Genomic DNA, 25,146 nt, shown 5'->3' with positions numbered 1-25,146 from the left:
ATGCTCAACATTGATAAATACCTTTCTGTCAGGTGGCAGATGGGCGGTCGCGTATACCCAATTCTCGACTGTTATGGCCTGGTGCTTGAGGTGCAATCCGACCTTGGCATTGATGTTTGGCCCGCATTCGATGGTCTTGGGCAGAAGGATATTGAGTCCGATGGCGCAGTGAGGGTGCGTGAAATAACTAAGCAGTGTGAAGCGCGTGAGGGGTCAGTTGCCGCTTGCTATAAGGGCGGCATGGTCACCCATGTGGCGATCGTCATTAAGCAGGATGGGCAACTGATGGTGATGGAAAGCAACCAGAAATCAAACGTCACTATCCTGTCACTTCCTCGGTTTGAACGAAAATATCCAAGAGTGGAGTATTACCTGTGACCATCAAAATATTCCCCTCGCGGCTCCCCGGGGAGCCTCTGGAAACGCACGAACACGCCGAAACCACTATCGACAAGTGGATGCGAGAAAACGTGAAATCCTACGAGGGTGACATGAAGCACCCTGTATCGATTGATCTGGATGGTGTGCTCGTCCCGGCGCGCGATTGGCCGACGGCGGTAATCACCAAAGACAGCGATGTGCGAATCTACCCGATCCCAGGCGTCTACATCGTGGCTATTGTGGCGGCTATTTACTCTATCTACGTGATGAGCACGATGGATACGAGCACCAAGGATACCGCCACAGGCAACCAATTGAGCATTGACCCGGCAAAGGCCAACTCTGCCGCCCTTGGAGACCCGATCCGCGAGGTGTTTGGCAAGTATCGCGTTTTCCCAGATTACGCTGTTCAGCCGGTTTCCCGTTTCGACTCCAGCGACCCAGAAATATTCCGCACGACCATGTTGTTGTGCATCGGCGTGGGTAATTTCAGCATCCCCCAATCAGGCATTCGCATAGGTTCGACTCCGGTTGCGAGCTTTGGTGATGACGTGAGTTACACCATCTACCCGCCTGGCGCCACAGTATCGGCAGATGCGCGATCGGAAAACTGGTGGTCATCGACTGAAGTTGGCGGCACAAGCAGCGGATCTGGACTTGATACAAACTCAACGGCGCCAGGTAGTATTTATGCCAGCTCCGATGCGGTACTGCTCGATGGCAACACAATCACCCTGATCGGAGTCACCACTGAAAATGATGATGACGATGATGATGATTCAGACGATATCAGCGTGCCGACATCGTGGGTAGAGGGAACTGTGTTAACCGTTGTCGCGCCTGACAGCTACGTCATCAGTGCTGACGGTGGTTACAGCGTTATCTATGGTGACTTCACCGAACTGGTTCCCGTTGTTGGAATGCCGGTTACGCTGACGTTTAACGATAACAGTTACAGCCTGTTTATTTCCTCATACACCGAAGCGGTGCCGCCCGTTCCGGGAGTCGGAGGAAGTGCGGCAAACATTACCGCAAACGCCGCGCCATCTACATACGACTTCACCTCAACGCCGTACACATTCACCATTACATGGGGCGGTTTTACCTACACGGTAAGCCTGGTGACAAACTATGTGACCATGAGCGGATTGGTTGATGCCATCACCGATGCGCTAACAGGATCCGGTTTAGTGGCAATCGACAGTTCTGGTAAGGTGGTAATTCAGGAAGAAAGCAGCCCATACACTGGCGGAACGATTGTTAATTCAACTTTGCCGGCTGCCGTGTTTGGTGACAACCCGGTAAACACTCCGGGAACTGCTTCAAGTGGTGGCGCAGCGGGTGTGCAGGCGCACATCACACTGGCCTACACCTCTGCAACAGGTAAAGCATTCACCGGCATTCCAGTGGGCACTCAGCGCCTTTCAGTGATGTACGGAGCAGGGCAGTTCATCATCACTTCTGTCGACGACACTACCGTCACCGTTAACCGCCTGGTTGCGACCGATGATGGCTCTACGGTTGTTGATTCGTCATGGCCCGGCTTTAACAGTCGCACGATACTGGACGCGGTTGTCTCTGGTGATAATGATGCCGAGAACTGGCTTGGGCCATTCCTTGCATGTCCCGATGGCGAAACCACCACCGTCATCGAAAACAATTTCATTTTCCCTAATGGTCACATCCAGTACAAAAACAATGGCAGCTCGCAATCGCACAACGTGCATGTGCTGGTCCAGTACCGCAATGCGGCAACGGGCGGCACGTGGAGTCAGGTTTCATACGACTTCAGGGGAGAAACCGCGAATGGCCATGGATACACGAAGCGCATTAGCGGCCTGGCGGCGGCGCAATATGAAATTCGTGTGCGCCGCACCACCAAGATCGGCGGCTCCAGAACAGTGAATAATCTCTACTGGCAGGCTCTCCGTTCAAGGCTGGCAAAGCGCCCATCGTCATATGCGGATGTCACCACTATTGCGCTGACCGTGCGCACGGGTAACAGGCTGGCGGCGCAGTCAGATCGCCGCGTCAATGTGGAAGCGACACGCCTGTATGATGGCTATGCGTCACGCTCTATCAGTGGCGCGCTGATGCACATCATGACCAGTCTGGGCATGACAAACATCGACACCGATACCATCACCGCGCTGGAAAACACCTACTGGACGCCACGAGGTGAGACGTTCGATTTCGAGGCCAACGACAGCAGCACCTCTGCACTGGATATTCTGCAGAAGATAACGAACGCGGGCATGGGTTACTTCCTTTTGTCTGACGGGCTGGCATCGGCTGGGCGCGAAGGCATTAAGGCGTGGACTGGCGTGATAACCCCGCAGGAAACCACTGAAGCGCTGCAAACTGCCTTCTCGGTACCGTCGCAGGATGATTACGATGGTGTAGATGTGACATACATCAACGGCACTACGTGGGCAGAGGAGACTGTGCAATGCCGAACAGCAGATAACCCGACACCCTCAAAGGTGGAGAGTTACACACTGGATGGCGTTCTGGATCAGGACAGGGCATACCGCATCGGTATGCGCCGCCTAATGAAGTATCTCAATCAGCGCCTGACGCACACAACAAGCACAGAAATGGACGCGCTTTGCTACAACTACATGGACCGCCTGGTGCTGACCGACGACATCCCCGGCAACAACACCATAAGCTGCCTGGTGGTTGATGCTTCGCTTAATGGCTCAGCGCTGACGCTGGAAGTGAGCGAACCGCTGGACTGGACATTCAGCAACCCGCGCGTGTTCTTGCGATTACAGGACGGAACGGCAACGCAGTTGCTGACGCCAACGCGTGTCGATGATTACACCCTGATAATGCCACTGACCAGCGCGCTTAATTATGACGAGTGGATAATGGATGATCCGGCTGTAGAGCCACCGCGCCTGATTTTCTGTTCATCCTCGCGCCATGGTTATGATGCAATTGTCTCAGAAATTTCACCCCAATCTGACGGCACCTGTCAGGTCACCGCCTCCGAATACCAGGATGCATTTTACGCTTACGATGACGCCACTTACCCTGGCGACGTAGCCTGAATATATAACCCGCTTCGGCGGGCTTTCTCTTTTATGAGGCCAGAATGAGCACATATAACACCGGCAACCCGCTGGGGTCTGCTGCTGCAAAAGATTTGTTCGATAACGCGCAGGGTCTTGATGTTGCCGTAAATGATACTGCTAACAGGGCTTGGGTAGACCGCTTAGGCATGCCTAGGAAAACATGGTATGGCATTGAGCAACAGGCAAATGATGCAATAAAAGCTTATGGTTACATTACCCTGGACAGCTTTGAGGATGGCAACACCTTAACCTTACCAAATCAAGTGTTGCGCTGGCTAAGTAATGGCGAATACTACAGATGGGATGGTGATTTTCCTAAGGTAGTCAGTTCAGGATCAACGCCAGATACCTCTGGAGGAATAGCAACCGGAGCATGGGTGGCAATAGGTGATGCAGCATTAAGATCACAACTTGCCGATCCAGAGGGAGCAATAAAATATCCAGAACTCCAAGTTGCCAGATGGATTGACGAAGTCAATGTTAAAGGATGGGGTGCGAAGGGGGATTATGATACTGATGATACCGCAGCCATAATTGCAGCTGATGCTTATGCAGCTTCACTTGGTAAATCATTATATTTTCCGTCTGGTGTCTACAGATGCTCTAATGGTATTGAAAAAAAATCACAAAATTGGATTGGCGATGGCGCCCCAAAAATGGGAACTTTCCCAGCAACAGAGGATGATAAAAGATTCCTTCGCCCGGGATTTAAATCACAGATACCTGGAAGTTCTTTAATATTTACAGGTTCAGGGGTAAATACTGCAAGCACAGTAAGATCATCACCGTATAACTCTTTCACATTCTGCGTTAAAGACGGATCAGGGAATAGCTCGCCATCTTCCATTCGTGATATTGGAATCATAATGGATATGGAAGTATTCGACTCCGCCGGAGTAGTTACCACCCCTTCTAATGACAATAGATCTTCATATGATGTTGGCCTTTTCTGCAACGATGTAACGAAAGGGTATATGTCACCAGTAGTTTTTGGATATTTCCCCGTTGCAGGTATTTTACATTACGGGACGGACCCTGATGGCACCACTTTTGCTAATGGTGCGTCCACAGGGGCAAATGGTTTCGTTATTCTAGGTACGGGTAGCGCAGGGCTTAGTCAGACTACTTGGGATGACTGGGAGTTATATGCAAACGACCACCACTCCAGACCAACTAATGTTGACCGAGGGAAATGCCTCGTAATTGATGGCGGCGGATATAGTATCAACGGCCACTATATGAGAGGGGGTAGAGTACAAAGCTATGCCTTAGATTTCATGGCATTATATAGCGCAAACAATGTTTCTTTCTCTCAAGTCGTATTCGAATTGCCTGATGTTGCTGGTGACCCTTACGCTTCTGACTCACGTATAATCAGCAATGGAACTGCTGGAGATGTTTATTTCTTATCATCTCGATTCACGGATAACCCCATCTACGGAACTGATAGGCTATCAGGCCAGATGGCATCGACGGCAACCTTGTTCATGGTTGGCGGACTTACCCTCAAAGGGGTTGAGGTCACAAGAAATAACACAACTACAAGGTTAAGGGCTGATGGAAGTGATAACTCCTTACAGTTATCACCGGATGCAAGTAGTGGAAGTGCGGGCTGGATAGCTCGTCGCAGAGGGGCATCAAGCGATGACCTCCAGTTCATGTACAATAACGTTCTTCAGGAATGGACTACTGTATCCGGGAAAAAAACTTTACGATCAGGCCTAGTTACACAGCAATCGAGATCTTCACCAGCAGCTCCAACAATAACCCTGCATAGCTCAGATACTACCAGCGGATTTTTCACTGATACTGCTAACAACATTGGTGTTGCAATAGGTGGAATAAAAGCATGGTACTGGGGGAGTGATTATCATTTCAGGCCGGGAGCTGATAATTCATATTCCATTGGGTCAGCCTCTTTCAGGCCATCAGTGATATATGCAGCAACTGGATCAATAAATACCTCTGATGAAACCCTTAAAGAGAGGATTGACATTACCGAAGCGGAAAAAAAAGCCGCTCTGGAGATAAAGTCAAACTTATGGAAGTATCAGTTTAAGGATTCAATCGAAGAAAAGGGTGCATCTGATGCCAGATACCATTTTGGTGTGGGTGCTCAAAGCGTTGGTGAAATACTTATTAAAAACGGACTAGATCCTGAGAAGTATGCATTTTACTGTCACGACAAGTGGGAAGATGAGACAAAAGTTGTAACTGCAACTAGAACATATGAATCAGATGATGGTGAAATAATTTCAGAGGAGTATGAGACAGGGGATGTTGAGGTTACATTGAAAGCAGGTGAAAGGTACGGGATAAGGTATGAAGAGCTGCTTTGCTTCATAATAGCAGCTCTTTAAATTGGTAATCGGTATGCTGGATTATACGTCGTCGGTGTAATTCCAGTATTCCGATTTTTCAACGCAACTTTCATCTGGCTTCATAAATGGTTCAGATAAACTCAAGTGAGGCCTTTCCCAGGCAATGTGTTTTCTTGTTATTCTTGCTGGAACTCCAGCAATAATACAATTGTTTGGGAATTTTTTCTTTACTATTGACCCCATCCCTACTATGGAACCATCACCTATTGCACTACCACCAAGCACCATAGCTCTCTCACCAACCCATACGTGATTTCCGATGGTAATATCTTTAGCTGGGTTAACTCTCTTACCTGTTCTTACATCAAAAATGGGGTGTGAGTCATCACTCCTTAAAATTATTGAAGTTGCAAACATGCAATCATCACCAATTTTAACTGTTGCAGCTTCTACACAGCTTATATAAATAGGGCTGCAAGTAACATTGTCACCAATAAGAACTTTGGAGTCCTGCCCAACCCTTATGATACCCTTGAATGGTATTTTAACATCTTTGTGATTTCCTATAACCAACTCACCATTGTCGCAGTCCATATGGATGATTACATTTGCAAGAAATGCACCTTCAGATATTGTTATTTTATTGTTTGAACCCCTGAAGAAAACAGTGCAACCCTCGAATTCTTTGCTGGTTGAAATGCTATTGTTGTTATTATCAGTGTACTCTTTTATTGAATCCAGTTTAACTATCGGCATATCAATAACCCATGGGTTTTAAAAGAACAATCATAGTTAGATTTATGCGCAACAATATGCGCATAAAAAGCAAAAAACATCGCTATTTCATTAGATTACAATCTGTTTTGTTCTGGATTTGCTTTGTTTATCTCAAACAAGAAGTAATCTTCACAAAATGATTTATAAGCAAAGCTACTTACTACTCCACCTACTGAAAAATTTCGTACTTCACCTAGTAGCATGTGTTCAATATCAATCGTTTCAGGATGCTTACGTAACACTCTGATCTTGTTATCAGATTCATGCTCAAAGCAAAGATTACCAGTGATTCCTTCTATCTGAAGTGACCCTTCCATATCAACCCCCCATCATAAAATTTAGAGCATTCTACAGTATAATTTATAAATGTATTAACATTAAATACATCACTCTATAGTGGCTTGCATTAAAAGATTCAATTAAATCTCCTTTCCAACCAACCCTTTCCCGCATCCCGGCAACCTTCCACTTGATCAGTCTTACCGATCAATAATACTGTATACATATACAGTAACTATCGGAGGGTGCGCCATGCCCCGCGACTACGAAATCATGATGGCTTTCAGGCAGGCGATTAAGCGCGACGCCGAGGGCCGGTTCACCATCAGTACACTCGACTTTGTGAAAGAACTTGACCGTATGAACTGGCATCACACACTGCGCGCTGCCAATAAGTGGATCGAAACGCACACGACCACATTCCGCGATATCTCAACCACAGATGGCGATGAACGCGTGTTTCAGGTGTTCAATCCAAACGGTGGAATGTGATGTTCGCTTTAGTTGATGTGAACTCGTTCTATGCCAGCTGCGAAACGGTTTTCCGGCCGGATTTGCGCGGCAAGCCTGTTGTCGTTCTTTCAAATAATGATGGTTGCGTAATCGCAAGGTCAGCTGAGGCCAAAGCCATAAATGTTCCCATGGGGGCGCCGTACTTCAAGCTGAAGGACGAGTTCAGAAGGCATGGTGTGCAGATTTTTAGTTCGAATTATGCGTTGTACGCTGACATGTCGAATCGGGTAATGACGACACTTGAGGATATGGCGCCATCTGTTGAGATCTATTCGATTGATGAGGCTTTCATGTGCCTCGACGGCATCAGCCGCATAGAGCCACTGGAAGACTTCGGACGCCGGGTTAGGGCGCGCATTAAGCAGGAAACGCACCTCACTGTAGGTGTGGGCATCGCGCCAACCAAGACGCTTGCAAAGCTGGCTAACCACGCTGCTAAAAAGTGGACCAAGACCGGGGGCGTGCTCGACCTGTCGAGTGTTGAACGGCAGAAAAAACTCATGGCGCTGGTCAAGGTTGAGGATGTCTGGGGTGTTGGCCGGCGCATCAGCAAGAAGCTGAACGCTATGGGCATAATCACCGCCAAAGACCTCTCTGAGCAAAGCACCTATATCATCCGCAAGCACTTCAACGTGGTGCTGGAAAGAACGGTGCGGGAGCTGCGCGGCGAACCTTGCCTTGAAATAGAAGAGTTCGCCCCGACCAAGCAGCAAATTGTCTGTTCCCGGTCATTCGGCTCACGCATCACCGATTACATGGAAATGCGCCAGGCCATTTGCGCTTATGCGGAGCGCGCCGCCGAGAAGCTGAGAGGCGAACGCCAGTTCTGCCGCCAGGTGGCGGTTTTTGTGCGCACCAGTCCGCACGCGGTGAATGAAATCTATTACGGCAACCAGGCCATGGGTAGCTTACAGACACCATCCAATGACACACGCGACATTATCCGGGTGGCTATGGAGATGCTCGATCGCATCTGGCTGGAAGACCGGCGCTATATGAAAGCAGGCGTCATGCTGGGCGACTTCTTCAGCCAGGGCGTGTCGCAACTCAATCTCTTTGATGAACACAAGCCACAGGCCAACAGCGAGGCGCTGATGCGCGTTGTAGACGGCCTTAACCAAAGCGGTAAGGGGAAATTATGGTTCGCAGGACAGGGCACACAGAAAGCGTGGGCAATGAAGCGGGAAATGTTATCTCCGGCGTACACCACACGAATTTCGGATCTGCCAGTGGCGCGATGATCGATGCGCCGATTCCGGCGCAGAAACTCATGGCGACCAGCACAACCTGTTACCTGGTGGAGTGGAAAGGGCGGAGTTGCATCGTTGACGAGAAGCGGCGGCCACAGAACGGCGACACCGTCTTACTGGATATGTCGGGCATGTATGAATGGGGGCATGCCTATATGCACCCGCGTCGAATCATCACCGATGATGGCCTGACTCTAGAAGATGACTTACTCGAGGATGTTTCGGTGGTGGGGGTTGTCACTCATGAAGTTACCGCGATTCATGCTCAGGACGGCTCACCCATATAAAAATAAAAGCCCGGTACTGGTGGGTGGCCGGGCTCAGCACAATCCGGTGCTAAACATTTCCAATGAGAGCATGGTCAACATCACAGGGAAGTAGAAGTGACAATTTGATGATAGGTGGGCATTGGCGAAAAACTAGCGAAGCGGCAAGAGCAGTTGCCATCGGAAGGCACACAAACACGTTTGGGGCATGGGTGGGGCAAGAAAGGTTGTCAAAATTCACCTAAGTTCGCGATCAAGCGATTCTTTTAACGGTCCAACCGGGATAAATCGGCGCTCCTGGACGATATTTGATGATTTTTAACTACCTGCCTTCACATTAATGATATGAAATTGTTATTGAAGTTGGCGGGACTTAACAAACATGGCGATTCGCAGGTCGCGAACGCAAAATCCCGTTTTCAGTGCAGGCCTGAAGTCGCTACAATAAACAAACACGAAGTGATGCTTTAAGGAAGGCAATAATGAGTACTGTTGAAAAAATTCAGCGCCAGATCGCAGAAAACCCAATCCTGCTGTACATGAAAGGTTCCCCGAAACTGCCTAGCTGCGGTTTCTCTGCGCAAGCTGTGCAGGCACTCTCGGCCTGTGGTGAGCGCTTCGCCTACGTCGATATTCTGCAGAACCCGGATATCCGTGCCGAATTGCCAAAAATCGCTAACTGGCCAACCTTCCCGCAGCTGTGGGTGGATGGTGAGCTGGTCGGCGGTTGCGACATCATCGTCGAGATGTTCCAGCGTGGCGAACTCCAGCCGCTGCTGAAAGAAACCGCTGAGAAGTATAAAGAAGCGGAATAAGTGAAAAGGCCGACAAATGTCGGCCTTTTCTTTGGCTGCTGATCAGGCCGATGCGTCGTCTTCTGGCTGCTCATCATTAAACGCCAGCGGCCAGCCGCCCAAACGTTTCCAACGATTCACCAGTTCACAAAACAGCGTTGCTGTTTGCTCGGTGTCGTACAGTGCGGAGTGGGCCTGTGTGCTATCGAAATCCATCCCCGCAGCCTTACAGGCTTTAGCCAGAACGGTCTGACCCAACACTAAACCACTCAACGCTGCCGTATCAAAAGTGGCAAACGGATGGAAGGGATTGCGCTTCAGGCTGGCGCGCTCGGCAGCGGCCATCACGAAGTTGAGATCGAAAGTGGCGTTGTGCGCCACAATAATGGCACGATTACAGCCGTGATCTTTGGTGCCTTTACGCACCATTTTAAATATCGCATGCAGCGCTTCATATTCACTCACCGCACCGCGTAATGGATTGGTCGGGTCAATGCCGGTAAAGGCCAGTGCTGCCGGATTGAGAATCGCGCCTTCGAACGGCTCCACGTGAAAATGCAGGGTTTCATCACGGTGTAACCAGCCATCTTCATCCATCTTGAGCGTGGTGGCTGCAATCTCTAGCAGCGCATCGGTTTGTGCGTTAAAACCCGCGGTTTCGACATCAATTACCACAGGATAAAAACCACGGAAACGTTGATGGAGAGCGTTTAAGGCGTTCGAATCAGACATCAGGATCTCATAGCTGGAAATGGGGCAGCGCGCATTATGGCAAAAAATACAGCGGGGTGCAGCAGGAGAGGGAGGTCAGCCCGCAAATTAGCAGGCTGACAAACGGGACTAGTGACCGAGGCCGTGACCGGCATGTTTGTTTTCGATCAGCTCGATTTTGTAGCCATCGGGATCTTCAACAAACGCAATAATGGTGGTGCCACCTTTGACCGGGCCCGCTTCACGGGTGACGTTACCGCCCACGCTGCGAATGCGCTCGCAGGTTTCCGCCACGTTATCTACGCCCAGTGCAATATGACCATAGGCATTGCCCAGATCGTATTTATCCACGCCCCAGTTGTACGTCAGCTCAATCACCGCGCCTTCACTCTCTTCGGTGTAGCCAACAAATGCCAGGGTGTATTTGTATTCGGTGTTTTCGCTCTGGCGCAGCACGCGCATGCCCAGCACGCGGGTGTAGAAATCGATTGAGCGTTGCAGATCGCCAACACGTAACATGGTGTGAAGTAAACGCATAACATCCTCTTTTTAAAAGTCATCAGGGAATGACAAAGACTATCAAGTATAGCCAGTTAACGCCCTGAAGAAACAGCACTGCCGCACATCCGGTGCGGCAGCTTGATTCTTACAGGGTTGGATAATCAGTGTAGCCTTCTGCGCCGCCACCGTAGAAACTTTCCGGACGCTGCGGATTCAGCGGGGCGTCTTGTTGCAGGCGAGCCACCAAATCAGGGTTAGCGATAAAGTCGCGACCAAAGGCCACGGCATCGATCAGGCCGCGAGCAATCAGGTCATCCGCTTTCTCAACGGTATACGCACCGGCACCAATGATCACGCCTGGGAAGATCGCGCGCACTTTCTCACGGAAGGCGTCGCTGTAGGGCTGACCACCGGCCCAGTCTGGCTCAGAAAGGTGCAAATACGCGAGGCCGCGTTTACCCAGTTCGGCGATATACCACAGCGCCGCTTCTTCTTCATCCGGGCCATTTTCCAGATTCTGGAACGCGCCAATCGGTGACACGCGAATACCGATACGATCGGCAGACCAGTTGGCAATTGCCGCATCGACCACTTCTAAGGCGAAACGGCCACGCTTCTCGATGGAACCGCCATATTCATCGGTGCGCTGGTTAGAACCTGGCGCCAGGAACTGGTGCATCAAATAACCGTGCGCAGAGTGCAGCTCCAGCAAATCGAAGTCGGCTTCACGCGCGTTGGACGCAGCCTGGCCAAAGTCTTTTACGATCTGCTGAATTTCCGCCACGCTCAGTTCACGCGGCAGGGAAGTATCTTCACGATAGACGCTACCATCTGCGGCGCGCAGTGAGGTGCGGGTACCGGCTGCCAGTGCGGAAGGGGCAACCGGTGCTTTGCCTTCTGGTTGAACGCTGTTATGCGAAATACGTCCGGTGTGCCACAGCTGAACGGCACTGTGACCATGGGCAGCATGAATGCTCTCGTTGACCACTTTCCACGCGGCAATTTGTTGTTGCGTATGCAGACCTGGTGCGCCTGCGTAGCCTTTCGCCTGGAAAGAAATCTGCGTGGCTTCGGTGATGATTAAACCGGCGCTGGCACGCTGCTGGTAGTACTCAGCCATCAGCGGGGTCGGAATATCGCCCGGCTCAATGCTGCGCAGACGCGTCAGCGGGGCCATAAATACGCGGTTAGGTACGGTAATCGCACCTACTTTAAGCGGGGAGAACAGCTGTTTACTCGCCATGATGACTCCTGTAAGTAGACCGGTCGTCTAGAAACTACGGTTTTTAAAAATCAGTAGCCAGTTAGCCACTGTTCGATGGTTTCGAGTGCCAGGCTAATCGGGCCTGGCTCACGGGAAATTTTGCTCTGTAGACTGGCACCGAGCCACAGCAAATAGCAACGTTGCGCCAGTTGCTGCGGCGTTTGCCCGAAAGGTAGAGCCTGTTCAGCTGCGACTTCGGTCAAACAGCGCGCATAAGCCGCAATCATCGCGGTTGCGCCATGTTGCAGCGCATCACGCATCGGCTCAGAGAGGTCGCACACTTCTGCTGATAACTTCACGCCAAGGCAGCCGACGATATGGCCCTGTTCGACGAACAAGGTTTCGCCATAGCGGAAGTGATTGAGCAGTCGTTCACGCGCGGGGATACCGGGCTGATTCAGTTGCTGCTCAACCTGCTGCAGATAGTTAACGAAATAGCGCTCCAGCAGCGCGACACCGAAAGCTTCTTTTGAGCGGAAGTAGTGATAAAACGATCCTTTCGGCACTTCCGCCAGCGCCAGCATCTCGCTCAGGCCCATTCCGGTAAAACCGCGTTGCAGGCAAACCTGCTCGCCAGTAGCGAGCAGATGTTCACGGGTTTCGTTGCGTTGCACAGTCTTGTTCATGGGCAGCAGGTTATTAGACCGGTCGGTCTAATGCAAACCTTATCCAACATGTTGGCACGATCTGATCATATCCAACTGCGGTTGATACTCGCTTGTCTGGACGTTGAACATGCCTAAAACCGTATGGAAAAGATTATCTTGCGACACTTTTTCACTCGCAGCCTGCTGGCGTAAACATGACTCATCAATATGATAGGCCGCGGCGTAACCCGGTGACATCCACATCAGCAAGGGAATGTGCGTCTGTTGTGAAGGAGCAAACAGATAAGGTGCGCCGTGCAGATACATGCCGTGCTCGCCAAGGGATTCACCGTGATCGGAGAGATACACCAACGCCACGTTGAAGCGATCGCTTAAGGCTTTGAGTTTATCAATCGTGCGACTCACCATATCGTCGGTGTACAGCAGCGAATTGTCATAGGTGTTGACCAGCGCCTGATGATCGCAATCCTGAATCTGATTACTGTCGCAGGTTGGTGTGAAACGTCGGAATGCCGCTGGATAGCGCTGGAAATAGGCCGGACCATGGCTGCCCATCTGATGCAACACAATGATGCCGTCGTTATGCAGGCTGTCTACGTAATTATCGAAACGGTGCAGCAGCACATCATCCAGGCAGAAACCGTCGTGGCAATATTGCGGCAATTTCCACTGTGTCATATCGGTGTGCGGGACGCGGTCGCAGGCACCTTTACAGCCACCGTCGTTTTCACGCCACAGCACGCTGACACCCGCGTGGGCAAGGATATCCAGCACGCCTTCCTGATGATGCGCCAGATTGGCATCGTAGTGTTCGCGCGGCATATTTGAGAACATGCAAGGCACTGAAATCGCGGTCTCGGTACCGCAGGAGCTGGCATCAGGATAGTAGATAACCTGCTGTTTTTTCAGTTCTGGGTTGGTTTCGCGCGCGTAGCCGCCCAGTGAGAAATTCTCTGCACGGCCGGTTTCGCCCACCACCAACACCACCAGCGTTTTCTTCTGGGCTTGTGCGATCAGCGGGCCTTTCTTCGCATCCTGGCCCAATTTCACCAGTGCCTGGCTGCCTTGCAGATAGCGCTGGTCGACGTAGTGACCGGTGCCGCTGACAATGTTAGCCGGGGTGATCATTTTCACCAGCCCTTTATTGTTGCGGATCAGTGAGGCGTAGTCTTTATAGAACAGCACCGCCATCAACAGGATAAGCAAGATGGCGCCCAGCGCACCCGCAAGACGTTGCAACAGGCTCCACCACCAGCGCTGTCCCGTTTTAATCCGCACCAGACAGATCGCCGCGACGGGCACGAGTCCCATCAACACCATCCACACCACATAACTGCTGCTGATCAGGGCCCCGGCCTCTTGTGCATCGGACTCAAACACGTTTTCAATCATGTTGGTGTCGATCACCGTGCCGAAGCTGTGCATGAAGTAATTGGCCCCAGCACTGACCAGCACTAAAGCGATCAGTAATGGCTTGCGAACATAGGGCCACGCCAGCAACGAGAATATTAAATAGAAAGCAGATGCTAGCACTACAGGAATACTGGCCGCGAACAGATAATCATGCAGGCGATCATAAGGGATGATCTCCCAGGCCCGCAGCAGAAACAGGGCGTTGAGAACGAAAGTAAAGAACAGGGCGGCAATCAGATTAAAGCGACTGGCATGGCACTGTGGCTTGTTCGGGAATTTCATGAAAACTCAATAGCAAAATGGAATGTGACAATCGTATGAATTCAATATGAGGAAAACCTTAACGTTCACTAAACACTACTGATCTAAAGGTTTACGTGCAGCGATCATTGGTAAATATCCATTACCGCCAGAGGATTCGATTGAAATGTCGACAAATGGCGTTTGCACTTTGCACAATGTGACTAAGCTGTTATCAATAAGGCGTGTGTGGTTAACACTGGAGTAGATGTGGCCGAGCAATTAGAGTTCTTTCCGGTTCCCAGCCCCTGCCGCGGAATTTGCCAAAGCGATGCGCGGGGCTATTGCCGCGGTTGCCTGCGTAGCCGTGAGGAGCGTTTTAACTGGATGAAGTTCACGGATGCTGAGAAACGCGATGTGTTGCGTCTATGCCGTCAACGCTGGTTGCGTCTACATCGCCAGCAAAAAGTGGATGAAAATCATGATCCGGAACAACCGTCGCTGTTTTAAGAAAACGACGATTGGTCTTTCCGTTATACTCCCGACCTGACAATCCGGATTCGTATTTAAGGGAGTGTATCGATGTTACAACAGCAAACTATCGCCCCACAGGGCCCCCTGTTTTCGCCGCTGATTGTCGGCTACTGGCGCCTGTTGGAGTGGGGGATGACACCGCAACAGGTGGTAGGCTTTATTGAACATCACCTGTCATTGGGTATCACTACTGTCGATCACGCCGATATTTATGGTGATTACGGCTGTGAGGCGGCATTTGGTGCCGCACTGCGTCTGGCGCCGGGACTGCGTGAAAAACTGCAGATCGTGACCAAATGCGGTATTGCCACTCGCGCCAAACCAGAGCACAAAATTGGGCACTACATCACTGAAGCCAGCCATATACTGCACAGCGCTGAAAACTCGCTGCAGCATTTCAACACCGATTATCTGGACCTGCTGCTGATTCATCGTCCTGATCCGTTGATGGACGCGGATGAAATTGCTGAAGCCTTTATGGATCTGCATCAGAGCGGCAAAGTGCGTCATTTTGGTGTGTCTAATTTCACCGCTTCGCAGTTCACGCTGTTGCAATCACGCCTGCCGTTTAGCCTGGTGACCAATCAGCTTGAGATCTCTCCGCTGGAACAATCCAGCATTCTTGATGGCACGCTGGACCAGTGTCAGCAGCAGCGCATGCGCCCGATGGCGTGGTCATGCCTCGGCGGCGGGCGTCTGTTTAATGATCCCCTTTATCAACCGCTGCGCGACGAACTCGAACAGGTGAAGCGCGAAACGGGCGCCAGCAGCATTGAGCAGGTGGTGTATGCGTGGGTGATGAAGCTCCCTAGCCGTCCATTGCCGATTATCGGGTCGGGTAAAGCGACGCGCGTGGCAGACGCGGTGGGTGCCTGTAATCTGACGTTGGATCGTCAGCAGTGGTTCCGCATACGCAAAGCGGCAATCGGTTATGATGTGCCCTGAAACGTAAAACTAAGTCAAATTACGGCAGCCCGGCGCATTCCAGTTTAGGATTAATGGGCATCTTAACCGTAAGGAGACGTTATGAAGAAAATCCTCATTGCCGCTGTGGCACTGGCCTGTGCTACGGCAGCGCAGGCCGCTTCTGAAGAGGTCACGCTGCATGAAGTGACCGCGCAAGGTATTGGCGCGGCGATTGGCAAGGTGACAATCAGTGAAACCCCGTATGGCCTGCAGTTCGCGCCCGCGTTAACCGGACTCAAACCGGGTATACATGGTTTCCACGTCCATGCTAAAGGCAGTTGTGAACCGGCAACGATTGAAGGAAAAGCCGTTGCTGCGGGAGCCGCTGGTGGACATTTTGATCCGCAGAACAGCGGGAAACATCTGGGGCCTTACGCTGACGGGCATCTGGGTGATCTGCCCGCTATTTTCGTCACCGATGATGGCAAGGCAGATTATCCGGTGGTCGCCCCGCGCATTAAAATGCTCAGTGAAATTAAAGGCAAAGCGTTGATGGTGCATGTGGGGGGCGATAATCATGCCGATCATCCGCAACCATTGGGCGGCGGCGGTGCGCGTTTTGCCTGTGGTGTGATTTAATCGCCAGGCGGCAGATAATCTGTCGCCTTTCTCTCTTCGCCTCGAAAAATTCTGCACCACTTTCCCGCTACACTCTGCGCCATATCCATCCTATGATGTTGATTCAGGAATAAAACCGCTCAGGGGCTGGAATGAAAACGCGTGGGATTTTGCTGTTATGTTTTTTGCTGGCAGGGTGTGACCAACCTAATGAGACACAGCTGAGGTTGGACGCCAGTCGGCAGTTACAGCGCACCATCGACACCAATCCACTGCGTGGCAGCTGTGAGAGCATCGCCCGTGGACGAGAATGGTTGACGCCGCGCACCCTGGAGCAATTGGAGGCCAAAGGCTGCCAGAATGTGTTGCGTAGCGCCACCGAGACCAACTTCACTCACACCGAAATCTTCCACCGTGCCCTGACCACCGTCTGTGGCGGTATACAAGGCAAAAGTTTCACTGGCACCACCCTCAATCGCCGCTTTATCTACTCATCAGAAGAAAAAGCGCTGGTGATTGAACCTATGACCGATCAGGACAAAACCCGTTTTGAGGGGCACAAAACCTTGCAGCAACTGCAGGACGATTTTGATCGTCAGATGACGCAATACTGCCAGTAATCAATCCGGTACCGCCTGGCTTAACTGAGCCAGAGAGCAGCGCAAGCGCCATAAAATTCCGGCGAGGGTGTTGGCTTCACTGTCTGGCTGTGTTTGCAGTTGTGAAATCATGGCTTCCAGCTCATCCAGTGTGGCCTGCAAGGAGGTGTGACGCACTCCGCGCAGGCTCATAATCCGTTGCAGATCTTGCAAACTGCTGTCTCGCACCTGGGCCAGCGTGGCGGAGGCGGGCTGCCATTCACGCAGTTGCCAGACGATATGGGAACAGTTGAGCAACACCACGCCCCAGCGCAGCAGCCAGACACGTGCCTGTTCATCCCGGCTATTGCTCAACTGGCTGATGTGATGATAAATCTGCGATTCAAAATGACTTTCACTTAATCGCGGATGTCGACGCAGTTGGTCGAGAAAGGCATGACGTAACGCGCGGATATGGCGACGGCTGCGACGAGCATCCGAACTCGGGCGCAACACTTGGAAGGCCATCCACGCCAGCATGACGCCGCACACTTTTGCCAGGTTATCGTTGAGGAAGCTTTGGTAATCCCAGTCCGGCGGGTTCGTTACCGCAATAAAAGACCCCATGAAGACAATAAACTGGCCCCACATTCCGGCGCGTTTTTTCTGCTGCAATTTGAAAAGTTGCAAGGTGATCAGCAGTGGAAACAGCACCAGCAGGAATTGCCATAAGGCGCTGATTTGCACCATCAGACCAAACTGCAGCAAAAAACTAAACAGCGACAGCCATAACAAGGTTTTGAGTAACAACGACACGCTGCCACTGGGTGAGGGCGCAGAGGAGTAAAGCACGCAGGCAATGGCGGTGAGCGTTAATGCCGCGGCACCAGCATCCCATTGGGTGCCAATCCAGAAGGCGCAGCCCAGCATGATCACACTGAAGGTGCGCAACGCGCTCCAGCCGGCTTCAGCACTGTCACTCTCGCGGGCTAGCGAGGGGGCATAAGGTGGTTGAAAACGGGTATCGGCATCGGCGCGTTCTATCAGGCGTATCCAGCGATTAACGTTGAGATAGACCCAGCAGAAATAGCGCAGGCGCTGTACAAACGCACGTTGGCGAAAATCGCCCGTCGCTTCAGGGGTAATGCTGCGTAAAATCAGCGCCAGGCGATATTTGTCGCACTGTGGCAGTGCCAACTCATGCAACAACTGCTGAATGGCGTTATACAGTTCTGGCGGAGCATCGGGCCAGTTAAGCAGCATGCGGCGCAGGCTGGAGAGCACGCTGGTAAGACGCAACTGCTGATGCAGAACATAATTGAGCACATTGTTTTGGCGTCGATAGCGGTAGTGGCTCCAGAACGCCTGAATACGCAGCAGGTTCATGGTGAGAATCTGGCTAATGACATTCTCATGCGCGGTACGCACATTGTCAGTACTGCTCTCTTGTAACAGCAGCACCGCGTGGTCGAGCAGACGTGCATGCATCTGACGTAGCGAGGTCATTAAGGTGTTGCCATCGGAGGTGCTGGGCAAAATCATCATCATCAGCCCGGCGCAAAGAATGCCCGAAATCACCTCGCACACCCGCGCCTGGGTGATATCCCACAGCTGAGTGACGTCCGTGATGTTCACGCTGCTGAAGGCAATAATGGCGGCGGTGTAACCGGCCAGTGAAAAAGCGTAGGCGACATTATTTTGATAGTGGTTGGCAATCCAGGTGCAGAAAGCCAGCCAACCGGCCATAAAGAAGGCGAACAGCCAGGGTTCGTTCAAGGTATGGCCCGCAATCAGCAGGGCAGCCGTAGCACCGAGCAGACTGCCGACGATGCGCCCCAAACTTTTGCTGATGGCGCCTCCCACCGTGGGAAAACTGACAACCGCGGCAGAGGTCATGGCCCAGTAAGGCTCGTCGAGTTGAAGGGCATAGGCGATAGTCAGCGCCAGACACATGGCGATGGCATTGCGCAAGGCATAGCGCCATTCGCCGCCGGTTGCCTTAATCCACGGGAGGTTTTGCCAGGCCAGCCACTGCAAATTCATCCTGACCTCAGTGCGCAATCGATATGGTGCAAGTGGTGCCTGCTACCAGCGGCACGCCATCGGGAATGGCGTCTAAGCGAATCCGCACCGGTACGCGCTGTGCCAGACGTACCCAAGGCACGTTGGGCTTGATATCGGGGACCAGCCCGCTGTCTGTCGAGACGCTTTGATCGTAAATCGCCCGGCCAATACTCTCCACTTTACCCTGCAACCTTGTGCCATTGCTGTAGAGCACAATGTCCGCTTGCGCACCCGGTTGGATATGGCGCAACTTGGTCTCTTCGAAATAACCCATCACGTAATAAGAGTGGCTATCTACCATAGCGAACAGCGGTGTGCCTGCCGTGGCGTAATTGCCTGGGCGCAGTGTGAGATTACTGATCCACCCGTCAGTCGGTGCAGTAATGGTGGTTTGCTGCAGATTCCAACGCGCCTGATCGAGGCTGGCCTGGGCCGCTTTGGTGGTGGCTGCCGCGGCGTTGGCTGTCAGGCGTGCGGCATCCATATCCTCTGCTGAGATGACGTTACGCGGCAGACTGGCTCGACGATTGGCCTCATGCTGGGCTTTGGCCAGGTCAGATTGTGCCTTGGCCAACTGCGCGTCGGCATTATCCAGCGCAATTTGCCATGGCACGGGATCGATCTTCAGTAAGGTGTCACCTTTGTGCACAAACTGGTTATCGCGGACGGCGAGTTCAATGATGCGGCCAGACACTTCCGGGGTGATATCCACCAGTTCCGCGCGCACTTTGCCATCACGCGTCCAGGGGGACTGCATGTAGTAATTCCACATCCACCAACCGGCAATCAGGGCCAGGGCAAACACCACCAGGGTGGAAAAGTATTTAAAAGGGTTGAATTTCATGGTGATTTATCCGAGGCTCAGTATCCACAGTGCGCCAGTGACGCACAAAACGAATAGGGAAAGATCCATCAAGGTGGGATGCCAGATGTCGCCAGAGTAAATCCAGCCGCGTAGCAATGGGTGAATCAGTAACCAGAAGAAGAAACCCAACAGCACAGCTTTGAACAGCGGCGGAAAGAACAGCGAAGCACCGAAAACCAGGTCGGTAAGCGGAGCGGTGGCGGAAAGTGCGGTTATGGACACGTGTCATCATCCTTCTTTGTCCCAGGTTCTCTCTCAAAGAAGCGTAGAAGAGAGCGTGCCGTCTGGCCTGAGATTTGTAATTTGTCCTGTAAACTCGCAGAATAGTGTAAAATCTGGCTTGATAGCTAGCAAGCTAATTATAAGGAGATGAAATGGATACGCCCCTCGGAACAGACCTGTCTCGCTTGGTACGCATTTGGCGTGCCTTGATCGACCAGCGTTTGAAGCCGCTTGAGTTAACACAAACGCATTGGGTGACGTTACACAATATTCATCAACTCCCGCCAGAGCAGTCACAGATCCAACTGGCGAAGGCCATCGGCATTGAGCAGCCTTCATTGGTGCGCACGCTGGATCAGCTCGAAGATAAGGGATTAATCACCCGTGCAACTTGCGCCAACGATCGTCGTGCCAAGCGCATTAAGCTGACCAAGCAGGCTGAACCGATTATCGAACAGGTCGAGAGCGTGATTGATGCTACGCGGGATGACATCCTCTCCGGCATCAGCCTGGAGGAGATCAATCAGATGGTGACGCTGATTGCTCGACTGGAAAAAAATATTCTCGAGTTACAAAACCGCGAGAAATAAAAAAACCGACGCACTGGCGTCGGTTTTTTTTATCTGTTCGCTTAGCGTGGTGAAACGGTCACCTGGCTGCCATTGGAAGCCATGACGACACGCTGGCCCACGGAATAGCGGCTTGCGGCCTGCTTCTGCACCACCATGATGGTGTTGCCATCATCTTTACGGATTTCCAGCTCAACGCCATCAGATTTGTTCACCGCACCCTGAACGCCTTGACCGGCCACGCCGCCAAGTACCGCACCGCCGGCGGTTGCCAGGCTACGACCGGTGCCGCCGCCAATGGTGTTACCGAGGAAACCACCCAGCACGGCACCGCCAATCGCACCAATCACGTTATTCTCATCCCCGCCCTGGATTTTAACCGGGCGAACCGACACCAGAGTGCCGTAAGAAACACTTTGTACTTGTTTGGCTTCGCTGGCGCTGTACACATCACCGGAAAGGGTATCGTTGCTGACACAACCTGCCAGCGTCAGGCCGGTGAGTGCCACGGCTACAAAACGCTTAATCATCAGAAAGCTCCTTAATGCAAAAAAACGCCATGTTCTCGTCCTCTACTGCAAGAGTATAAGACAGAAAGCTGGCAATTGACTCTATGTCCAAATATTACGCGGCTGAAGCAGAGGATAGACCATTGCCCCTCAACAAAAATTCAATTTCGTGCTGAAAATATTTTAGCGCTGAACAGGAGTGTGTCGCGAAGTTGAAAAGCGGAATTTTATCATAGAATTAGCCGCGTTATTTTGCCAGGCTAAACAAAGATGAATCACAGACTCGCGTGTGGGTAAGGAACCGCTATGAAATCAGGACGCTATATCGGCGTGATGTCCGGCACCAGCCTCGATGGCGTGGATGTGGTGCTGGCGGCTATTGATCAGCACATGGTCGCGCAACAGGCCAGCTATTGCCACCCGATGCCGCAAGAGATCCGCCAGCAGGTGTTGGCGATTTGTCAGGGCCAGTCACTCACCCTGTCCCAGCTTGGGCAACTCGATACCCGCCTTGGCAAGCTGTTTGCTGAAGCGGTATTGACCCTAATGCAGCAAGAGTCGCTGGAGGCCAGTGACATTATGGCGATTGGTTGCCACGGCCAAACGGTGTGGCACGAACCACAAAGTGACGCACCCAATACGCTGCAAATCGGCGATAGCAATCAGATAGCCGCTGCAACAGGTGTCACAGTGATTGGTGATTTCCGTCGCCGTGATATGGCGTTAGGTGGGCAGGGCGCACCCTTGGTGCCTGCTTTCCATCAGGCACTGTTAATGGATAGCGTTGAGCGGCGTATGGTATTGAATATTGGGGGCATCGCCAATTTATCCTTACTGATTCCCGGTCAGCCGGTGCGCGGATTCGATACCGGGCCAGGTAATATGCTGATTGATGCCTGGATTTGGCGTCACAAAGGGTTAGCCTACGATAAAGATGCGGATTGGGCGCGCAGCGGACAGGTGGTTCCTGCACTGTTGGAAGAGATGTTAAATGATCCCTGGTTTGCCCTGCCGCCGCCAAAAAGCACCGGTCGCGAATACTTCAACCTCGGTTGGGTCGAACGGCAACTGCAGCGTTTCCCTGCGCTGGCACCCCAGGATGTGCAAGCCACGCTCAGTGAACTGACCACGCTCACTATCGCGCAGCAGGTGCAACTGAATGATGGCTGCGATCGTCTACTGGTGTGCGGGGGAGGCGGACGAAATCCGTTGCTGATGGCGCGTCTGGCTGCGCATCTGCCCGGTACGGAAGTGGGTACCACCGATGCGGCGGGTATACGCGGTGATGATATGGAAGCGCTGGCGTTTGCCTGGCTGGCCTATCGCACATTATCGGGCCTGCCGGGCAATTTGCCTGCGGTGACGGGTGCGCGGGAAATGAGTGTGTTGGGCGCGATCTATCCCGCCAATACCCGACCAACACGTTAAGGAGTGAAAGATGAAAAAAATCGTTATTTTAGTGGGAAGTCTGGTGATGTTGAGTGGCTGCGGTATGCTGCACAAACAGGAACAGGCACCTCAGACGTTACGTTATCAGTGCGGCACTTTGCCCCTGACGGTCACGCTGGATAATCCAAAGCAGCAGGTTAGCTTTATTCTGGATGGCAAGCCGCTGACGTTAACACAAACCGTGTCAGCATCAGGGGCGCGTTACAGTGACGGGACCTATGTCTTCTGGTCAAAAGGCAACGGCGCTTTTGTTGAGCGTAATGACAAAATCGTGATTAATGACTGTGAATTGCAACATGCGGATGCGTCCGCCCAGTAACCAAGAGAACCAGCATGAGCGACAGTGACAGCTTGCAAAATATTGCCCATCTGCGTCGTGAGTACACCCGCGGCGGGCTGCGACGTAATGATCTGCCAGACACGCCTCTGGCACTGTTTGAACAGTGGTTAAAGCAGGCGTGTGATGCGCAGTTGCCCGATCCTACGGCCATGACGGTGGCCACGGTGGACAGCAATGGGCAACCCTATCAGCGCATTGTGCTGCTCAAGCACTATGACGATCGGGGAATGGTGTTTTACACCAATCTCGGCAGCCGTAAAGCGATGCAATTGGCGGATAACCCTCGCATCTCGCTGCACTTCCCTTGGCACTATCTTGAGCGCCAGGTGATGGTGCTGGGAGAAGTGGAGAAACTGACGCCCTTGGAAGTGCTGAAATACTTCAGCAGCCGCCCGCGTGACAGCCAGATTGGCGCCTGGGTTTCAAAGCAGTCGAGCCGTATCTCGGCGCGCGGTGTGCTGGAGGGCAAGTTCCTGGAACTGAAGCAGAAGTTCCAGCAAGGTGAGGTGCCGCTGCCCAGTTTCTGGGGCGGATACCGTGTCAAATTTCACACTATGGAGTTCTGGCAGGGGGGAGAACACCGTCTGCACGATCGCTTCCTCTACCAACGTGAAGACAATGGCTGGACGATTGACCGCTTAGCGCCTTAAAACTGCGTTTTACCCCCTATCAACGCTGGCGCAGTTGGCGTCAGCGCTTTATGCTATACGCCTCTTTTTTTTCGTATCCGCATCTCAGCGGAAAGCTGTGTACCAGCCTAGGTGCAGTCTGATCAATTTGGAGTCAGTGATGACCAGCAGTAACCTGATACAACAATTGCAAGAAAGGGGCTTAGTCGCCCAGGTAACGGACGAGGAAGCGTTAGCAGAGCGACTGGCGCAAGGGCCAATTGCACTCTATTGCGGCTTCGATCCGACCGCTGATAGCTTGCATTTGGGCCATCTGGTGCCGCTGCTCTGCCTGAAACGTTTTCAGGACGCCGGACACAAGCCGGTCGCGCTGGTGGGTGGTGCCACCGGTCTGATTGGCGATCCCAGCTTTAAAGCAGCAGAACGTAAACTCAACACCACCGATACCGTGGGCGAATGGGTTGAGAAAATTCGTCACCAGGTGGCGCCTTTCCTTAACTTCGATTGCGGTGATAACAGCGCCATCGCGGCCAATAACTACGACTGGTTCGGCGGCATGAATGTGCTGACCTTCCTGCGCGACATCGGCAAACACTTCTCTGTTAACCAGATGATTAACCGCGAAGCGGTAAAACAGCGTCTGAACCGTGAAGATCAGGGTATTTCATACACCGAGTTCTCTTACAACCTGCTGCAGGGTTACGATTTTGCAGAACTGAACAAGCGTTATGACGTGGTGCTGCAGATTGGCGGTTCCGATCAGTGGGGCAACATCACTTCGGGTATCGACTTAACGCGTCGTCTGCATCAACAGCAAGCCTGGGGCCTGACGGTTCCTCTGATCACCAAATCAGACGGCACCAAGTTCGGTAAAACCGAAGGTGGCGCGGTCTGGCTCGATGCCAAGAAAACCAGCCCGTACAAGTTCTACCAGTTCTGGATTAATACCGCGGATTCTGACGTCTATCGCTTCCTGAAGTTCTTCACCTTCATGAGCATTGAAGAGATCAATGCGCTGGAAGAAGGAGATAAAAACAGCGGTAAAGCGCCACGCGCCCAGTATGTGTTGGCAGAGCAGGTGACGCGTCTGGTACATGGCGAAGCGGGTCTGACAGCAGCGAAACGCATTACTGAAAGCCTGTTCTCTGGCAGCCTGAGTGAGATGACCGAAGCGGACTTCGAGCAGTTAGCGCAGGACGGTATGCCGGTGATCAATCTGACCGCCGATGACGATCTGCAGCAGGCGCTGGTTGCCGCTGAACTGGTGCCTTCACGCGGGCAGGCGCGCACCATGATCGGCTCTAACGCGGTGTCTCTGAACGGTGAAAAACAATCTGATGCCGAGTATCGTTTCAGCGAGAGTGACAAACTGTTTGGTCGCTTTACGCTGTTGCGTCGCGGTAAAAAACACTACTGCCTGATAAACTGGCAGTAAGGTTCGAGGGCCGGTTTCCGGCCCTTTTTT

General features: G+C 52.2%; 27 protein-coding genes. 16 read left to right on the top strand and 11 right to left on the bottom strand.

Annotated elements, in window-relative coordinates; genetic code table 11:
* Genes ACPUC8_RS21675 through ACPUC8_RS21665 form a run of 3 tightly spaced genes read left to right on the top strand, consistent with a single transcriptional unit; the run spans window position 1 to window position 5,821 of the window.
* Window positions 1–378, top strand: a complete 378-nt coding sequence (locus tag ACPUC8_RS21675) for a nitrite transporter (RefSeq protein WP_494927297.1) — start codon at window positions 1–3, stop codon at window positions 376–378.
* Entirely contained in the window at window positions 375–3,437 is a 3,063-nt protein-coding gene (locus ACPUC8_RS21670; RefSeq protein WP_494927296.1) for a host specificity factor TipJ family phage tail protein, read from the top strand. The genes ACPUC8_RS21675 and ACPUC8_RS21670 overlap by 4 nt, the downstream gene beginning before the upstream one ends.
* A gap of 44 nt (window positions 3,438–3,481) precedes the next feature.
* Complete coding sequence (locus tag ACPUC8_RS21665) at window positions 3,482–5,821, top strand: tail fiber/spike domain-containing protein (RefSeq protein ID WP_494927295.1); 2,340 nt, start codon at window positions 3,482–3,484, stop codon at window positions 5,819–5,821.
* A 21-nt stretch (window positions 5,822–5,842) separates the two neighbouring features.
* On the opposite strand, the gene ACPUC8_RS21660 is transcribed toward ACPUC8_RS21665, so the two are convergent.
* Both ACPUC8_RS21660 and ACPUC8_RS21655 read right to left on the bottom strand, forming a co-directional pair.
* Window positions 5,843–6,538: an acyltransferase gene (locus ACPUC8_RS21660; RefSeq protein WP_494927294.1), complete on the bottom strand. Its 696-nt coding sequence runs from the start codon at window positions 6,536–6,538 to the stop codon at window positions 5,843–5,845.
* 95 nt (window positions 6,539–6,633) lie between these two features.
* On the bottom strand, window positions 6,634–6,876 hold the full coding sequence (locus tag ACPUC8_RS21655; protein WP_494927293.1) for a hypothetical protein: 243 nt from the start codon (window positions 6,874–6,876) through the stop codon (window positions 6,634–6,636).
* A 214-nt stretch (window positions 6,877–7,090) separates the two neighbouring features.
* On the opposite strand from ACPUC8_RS21655, the gene ACPUC8_RS21650 reads away from it, so the two are divergent.
* The 4 genes from ACPUC8_RS21650 to ACPUC8_RS21635 all read left to right on the top strand — a co-directional run bounded on the left by ACPUC8_RS21650 (window position 7,091) and on the right by ACPUC8_RS21635 (window position 9,682).
* Window positions 7,091–7,330 carry a DNA polymerase V gene (locus ACPUC8_RS21650; protein ID WP_494927292.1) on the top strand — a complete coding sequence of 80 codons (240 nt, stop codon included), beginning with the start codon at window positions 7,091–7,093 and terminating at the stop codon, window positions 7,328–7,330.
* Window positions 7,330–8,592, top strand: coding sequence for a translesion error-prone DNA polymerase V subunit UmuC (gene umuC, locus ACPUC8_RS21645; protein ID WP_494927291.1), 1,263 nt, complete (start codon window positions 7,330–7,332; stop codon window positions 8,590–8,592). The genes ACPUC8_RS21650 and umuC overlap by 1 nt, the downstream gene beginning before the upstream one ends.
* A complete protein-coding gene (locus ACPUC8_RS21640) occupies window positions 8,589–8,888 on the top strand; it encodes a hypothetical protein (RefSeq protein WP_494927290.1) in 300 nt (99 codons plus the stop codon). Before umuC ends, ACPUC8_RS21640 begins: the two co-directional genes overlap by 4 nt.
* Window positions 8,889–9,346: 458 nt before the next feature.
* Window positions 9,347–9,682, top strand: a complete 336-nt coding sequence (locus ACPUC8_RS21635) for a Grx4 family monothiol glutaredoxin (RefSeq protein WP_197063369.1) — start codon at window positions 9,347–9,349, stop codon at window positions 9,680–9,682.
* 42 nt (window positions 9,683–9,724) lie between these two features.
* Here ACPUC8_RS21635 and rnt read toward each other — a convergent pair whose 3' ends face one another.
* From rnt to eptA, 5 genes are all read right to left on the bottom strand, one after another.
* The gene (gene rnt / locus ACPUC8_RS21630) at window positions 9,725–10,393 is read right to left on the bottom strand and encodes a ribonuclease T (RefSeq protein WP_039335807.1); all 669 of its coding nucleotides are present in this window, start codon (window positions 10,391–10,393) and stop codon (window positions 9,725–9,727) included.
* A 108-nt stretch (window positions 10,394–10,501) separates the two neighbouring features.
* Window positions 10,502–10,909 (bottom strand): lactoylglutathione lyase, encoded by a 408-nt coding sequence (gloA, locus tag ACPUC8_RS21625; RefSeq protein ID WP_034821634.1) that lies wholly within the window; start codon window positions 10,907–10,909, stop codon window positions 10,502–10,504.
* Between the two features lie 109 nt (window positions 10,910–11,018).
* Window positions 11,019–12,116 carry an alkene reductase gene (locus ACPUC8_RS21620; RefSeq protein WP_039335810.1) on the bottom strand — a complete coding sequence of 366 codons (1,098 nt, stop codon included), beginning with the start codon at window positions 12,114–12,116 and terminating at the stop codon, window positions 11,019–11,021.
* A 50-nt stretch (window positions 12,117–12,166) separates the two neighbouring features.
* Complete coding sequence (locus tag ACPUC8_RS21615; RefSeq protein ID WP_039335812.1) at window positions 12,167–12,763, bottom strand: TetR/AcrR family transcriptional regulator; 597 nt, start codon at window positions 12,761–12,763, stop codon at window positions 12,167–12,169.
* 39 nt (window positions 12,764–12,802) lie between these two features.
* Window positions 12,803–14,440, bottom strand: a complete 1,638-nt coding sequence (gene eptA / locus ACPUC8_RS21610) for a phosphoethanolamine transferase EptA (RefSeq protein WP_494927289.1) — start codon at window positions 14,438–14,440, stop codon at window positions 12,803–12,805.
* A gap of 228 nt (window positions 14,441–14,668) precedes the next feature.
* Here eptA and ACPUC8_RS21605 point away from each other — a divergent pair, with 228 nt between their 5' ends.
* The 4 genes from ACPUC8_RS21605 (at window position 14,669) to ACPUC8_RS21590 (ending at window position 17,076) form a co-directional block, all read left to right on the top strand.
* Window positions 14,669–14,908 (top strand): DUF1289 domain-containing protein, encoded by a 240-nt coding sequence (locus tag ACPUC8_RS21605; RefSeq protein WP_039335816.1) that lies wholly within the window; start codon window positions 14,669–14,671, stop codon window positions 14,906–14,908.
* 72 nt (window positions 14,909–14,980) lie between these two features.
* Window positions 14,981–15,877 carry an aldo/keto reductase gene (locus ACPUC8_RS21600; protein WP_494927288.1) on the top strand — a complete coding sequence of 299 codons (897 nt, stop codon included), beginning with the start codon at window positions 14,981–14,983 and terminating at the stop codon, window positions 15,875–15,877.
* Between the two features lie 81 nt (window positions 15,878–15,958).
* Window positions 15,959–16,477: a superoxide dismutase [Cu-Zn] SodC gene (gene sodC / locus ACPUC8_RS21595; protein WP_494927287.1), complete on the top strand. Its 519-nt coding sequence runs from the start codon at window positions 15,959–15,961 to the stop codon at window positions 16,475–16,477.
* 131 nt (window positions 16,478–16,608) lie between these two features.
* The gene (locus ACPUC8_RS21590; protein ID WP_039335823.1) at window positions 16,609–17,076 is read left to right on the top strand and encodes a hypothetical protein; all 468 of its coding nucleotides are present in this window, start codon (window positions 16,609–16,611) and stop codon (window positions 17,074–17,076) included.
* Here the strand turns inward: ACPUC8_RS21590 and ACPUC8_RS21585 are convergent, their stop codons facing one another.
* Genes ACPUC8_RS21585 through ACPUC8_RS21575 form a run of 3 tightly spaced genes read right to left on the bottom strand, consistent with a single transcriptional unit; the run spans window position 17,077 to window position 20,185 of the window.
* Window positions 17,077–19,077 (bottom strand): FUSC family protein, encoded by a 2,001-nt coding sequence (locus ACPUC8_RS21585; protein ID WP_058972781.1) that lies wholly within the window; start codon window positions 19,075–19,077, stop codon window positions 17,077–17,079.
* Between the two features lie 7 nt (window positions 19,078–19,084).
* Window positions 19,085–19,942, bottom strand: coding sequence for an efflux RND transporter periplasmic adaptor subunit (locus ACPUC8_RS21580; RefSeq protein WP_494927286.1), 858 nt, complete (start codon window positions 19,940–19,942; stop codon window positions 19,085–19,087).
* 6 nt (window positions 19,943–19,948) lie between these two features.
* Window positions 19,949–20,185 (bottom strand): DUF1656 domain-containing protein, encoded by a 237-nt coding sequence (locus tag ACPUC8_RS21575; protein ID WP_039334194.1) that lies wholly within the window; start codon window positions 20,183–20,185, stop codon window positions 19,949–19,951.
* Window positions 20,186–20,337: 152 nt separating this feature from the next.
* Between ACPUC8_RS21575 and slyA the strand changes: the two genes are divergently transcribed.
* Entirely contained in the window at window positions 20,338–20,775 is a 438-nt protein-coding gene (gene slyA / locus ACPUC8_RS21570; protein ID WP_039334192.1) for a transcriptional regulator SlyA, read from the top strand.
* A 41-nt stretch (window positions 20,776–20,816) separates the two neighbouring features.
* On the opposite strand, the gene slyB is transcribed toward slyA, so the two are convergent.
* Window positions 20,817–21,284, bottom strand: a complete 468-nt coding sequence (slyB, locus tag ACPUC8_RS21565) for an outer membrane lipoprotein SlyB (protein ID WP_039334190.1) — start codon at window positions 21,282–21,284, stop codon at window positions 20,817–20,819.
* 285 nt (window positions 21,285–21,569) lie between these two features.
* Between slyB and anmK the strand changes: the two genes are divergently transcribed.
* From anmK to tyrS, 4 genes are all read left to right on the top strand, one after another.
* Window positions 21,570–22,691: an anhydro-N-acetylmuramic acid kinase gene (anmK, locus tag ACPUC8_RS21560; RefSeq protein ID WP_494927285.1), complete on the top strand. Its 1,122-nt coding sequence runs from the start codon at window positions 21,570–21,572 to the stop codon at window positions 22,689–22,691.
* A gap of 10 nt (window positions 22,692–22,701) precedes the next feature.
* A complete protein-coding gene (locus ACPUC8_RS21555; RefSeq protein WP_039334186.1) occupies window positions 22,702–23,031 on the top strand; it encodes an MliC family protein in 330 nt (109 codons plus the stop codon).
* A gap of 14 nt (window positions 23,032–23,045) precedes the next feature.
* Window positions 23,046–23,702, top strand: a complete 657-nt coding sequence (gene pdxH / locus ACPUC8_RS21550) for a pyridoxamine 5'-phosphate oxidase (RefSeq protein ID WP_058972778.1) — start codon at window positions 23,046–23,048, stop codon at window positions 23,700–23,702.
* A gap of 139 nt (window positions 23,703–23,841) precedes the next feature.
* Window positions 23,842–25,116 carry a tyrosine--tRNA ligase gene (gene tyrS, locus ACPUC8_RS21545; protein ID WP_494927284.1) on the top strand — a complete coding sequence of 425 codons (1,275 nt, stop codon included), beginning with the start codon at window positions 23,842–23,844 and terminating at the stop codon, window positions 25,114–25,116.
* The last annotated feature ends 30 nt before the right edge of the window (window positions 25,117–25,146 follow it).

The sequence above is a fragment of the Pantoea sp. CFCC18177 genome (assembly GCF_059412425.1).
Note: the sequence above shows the minus strand (reverse complement) of the source record. Positions and strands in the feature narration are given on the sequence as shown.

Excerpts from the sequence above, each read along its gene's own strand:
- ACPUC8_RS21675 (WP_494927297.1), top strand. The coding sequence starts at position 1 with ATGCTCAACATTGATAAATACCTTTCTGTCAGGTGGCAGATGGGCGGT.
- ACPUC8_RS21665 (WP_494927295.1), top strand. The coding sequence starts at position 3,482 with ATGAGCACATATAACACCGGCAACCCGCTGGGGTCTGCTGCTGCAAAA.
- ACPUC8_RS21660 (WP_494927294.1), bottom strand. The coding sequence starts at position 6,538 with ATGCCGATAGTTAAACTGGATTCAATAAAAGAGTACACTGATAATAAC.
- ACPUC8_RS21655 (WP_494927293.1), bottom strand. The coding sequence starts at position 6,876 with ATGGAAGGGTCACTTCAGATAGAAGGAATCACTGGTAATCTTTGCTTT.
- ACPUC8_RS21650 (WP_494927292.1), top strand. The coding sequence starts at position 7,091 with ATGCCCCGCGACTACGAAATCATGATGGCTTTCAGGCAGGCGATTAAG.
- umuC (WP_494927291.1), top strand. The coding sequence starts at position 7,330 with ATGTTCGCTTTAGTTGATGTGAACTCGTTCTATGCCAGCTGCGAAACG.
- ACPUC8_RS21640 (WP_494927290.1), top strand. The coding sequence starts at position 8,589 with ATGATCGATGCGCCGATTCCGGCGCAGAAACTCATGGCGACCAGCACA.
- rnt (WP_039335807.1), bottom strand. The coding sequence starts at position 10,393 with ATGTCTGATTCGAACGCCTTAAACGCTCTCCATCAACGTTTCCGTGGT.
- gloA (WP_034821634.1), bottom strand. The coding sequence starts at position 10,909 with ATGCGTTTACTTCACACCATGTTACGTGTTGGCGATCTGCAACGCTCA.
- ACPUC8_RS21620 (WP_039335810.1), bottom strand. The coding sequence starts at position 12,116 with ATGGCGAGTAAACAGCTGTTCTCCCCGCTTAAAGTAGGTGCGATTACC.
- ACPUC8_RS21615 (WP_039335812.1), bottom strand. The coding sequence starts at position 12,763 with ATGAACAAGACTGTGCAACGCAACGAAACCCGTGAACATCTGCTCGCT.
- eptA (WP_494927289.1), bottom strand. The coding sequence starts at position 14,440 with ATGAAATTCCCGAACAAGCCACAGTGCCATGCCAGTCGCTTTAATCTG.
- ACPUC8_RS21600 (WP_494927288.1), top strand. The coding sequence starts at position 14,981 with ATGTTACAACAGCAAACTATCGCCCCACAGGGCCCCCTGTTTTCGCCG.
- sodC (WP_494927287.1), top strand. The coding sequence starts at position 15,959 with ATGAAGAAAATCCTCATTGCCGCTGTGGCACTGGCCTGTGCTACGGCA.
- ACPUC8_RS21590 (WP_039335823.1), top strand. The coding sequence starts at position 16,609 with ATGAAAACGCGTGGGATTTTGCTGTTATGTTTTTTGCTGGCAGGGTGT.
- ACPUC8_RS21585 (WP_058972781.1), bottom strand. The coding sequence starts at position 19,077 with ATGAATTTGCAGTGGCTGGCCTGGCAAAACCTCCCGTGGATTAAGGCA.
- ACPUC8_RS21580 (WP_494927286.1), bottom strand. The coding sequence starts at position 19,942 with ATGAAATTCAACCCTTTTAAATACTTTTCCACCCTGGTGGTGTTTGCC.
- slyA (WP_039334192.1), top strand. The coding sequence starts at position 20,338 with ATGGATACGCCCCTCGGAACAGACCTGTCTCGCTTGGTACGCATTTGG.
- slyB (WP_039334190.1), bottom strand. The coding sequence starts at position 21,284 with ATGATTAAGCGTTTTGTAGCCGTGGCACTCACCGGCCTGACGCTGGCA.
- anmK (WP_494927285.1), top strand. The coding sequence starts at position 21,570 with ATGAAATCAGGACGCTATATCGGCGTGATGTCCGGCACCAGCCTCGAT.
- ACPUC8_RS21555 (WP_039334186.1), top strand. The coding sequence starts at position 22,702 with ATGAAAAAAATCGTTATTTTAGTGGGAAGTCTGGTGATGTTGAGTGGC.
- pdxH (WP_058972778.1), top strand. The coding sequence starts at position 23,046 with ATGAGCGACAGTGACAGCTTGCAAAATATTGCCCATCTGCGTCGTGAG.
- tyrS (WP_494927284.1), top strand. The coding sequence starts at position 23,842 with ATGACCAGCAGTAACCTGATACAACAATTGCAAGAAAGGGGCTTAGTC.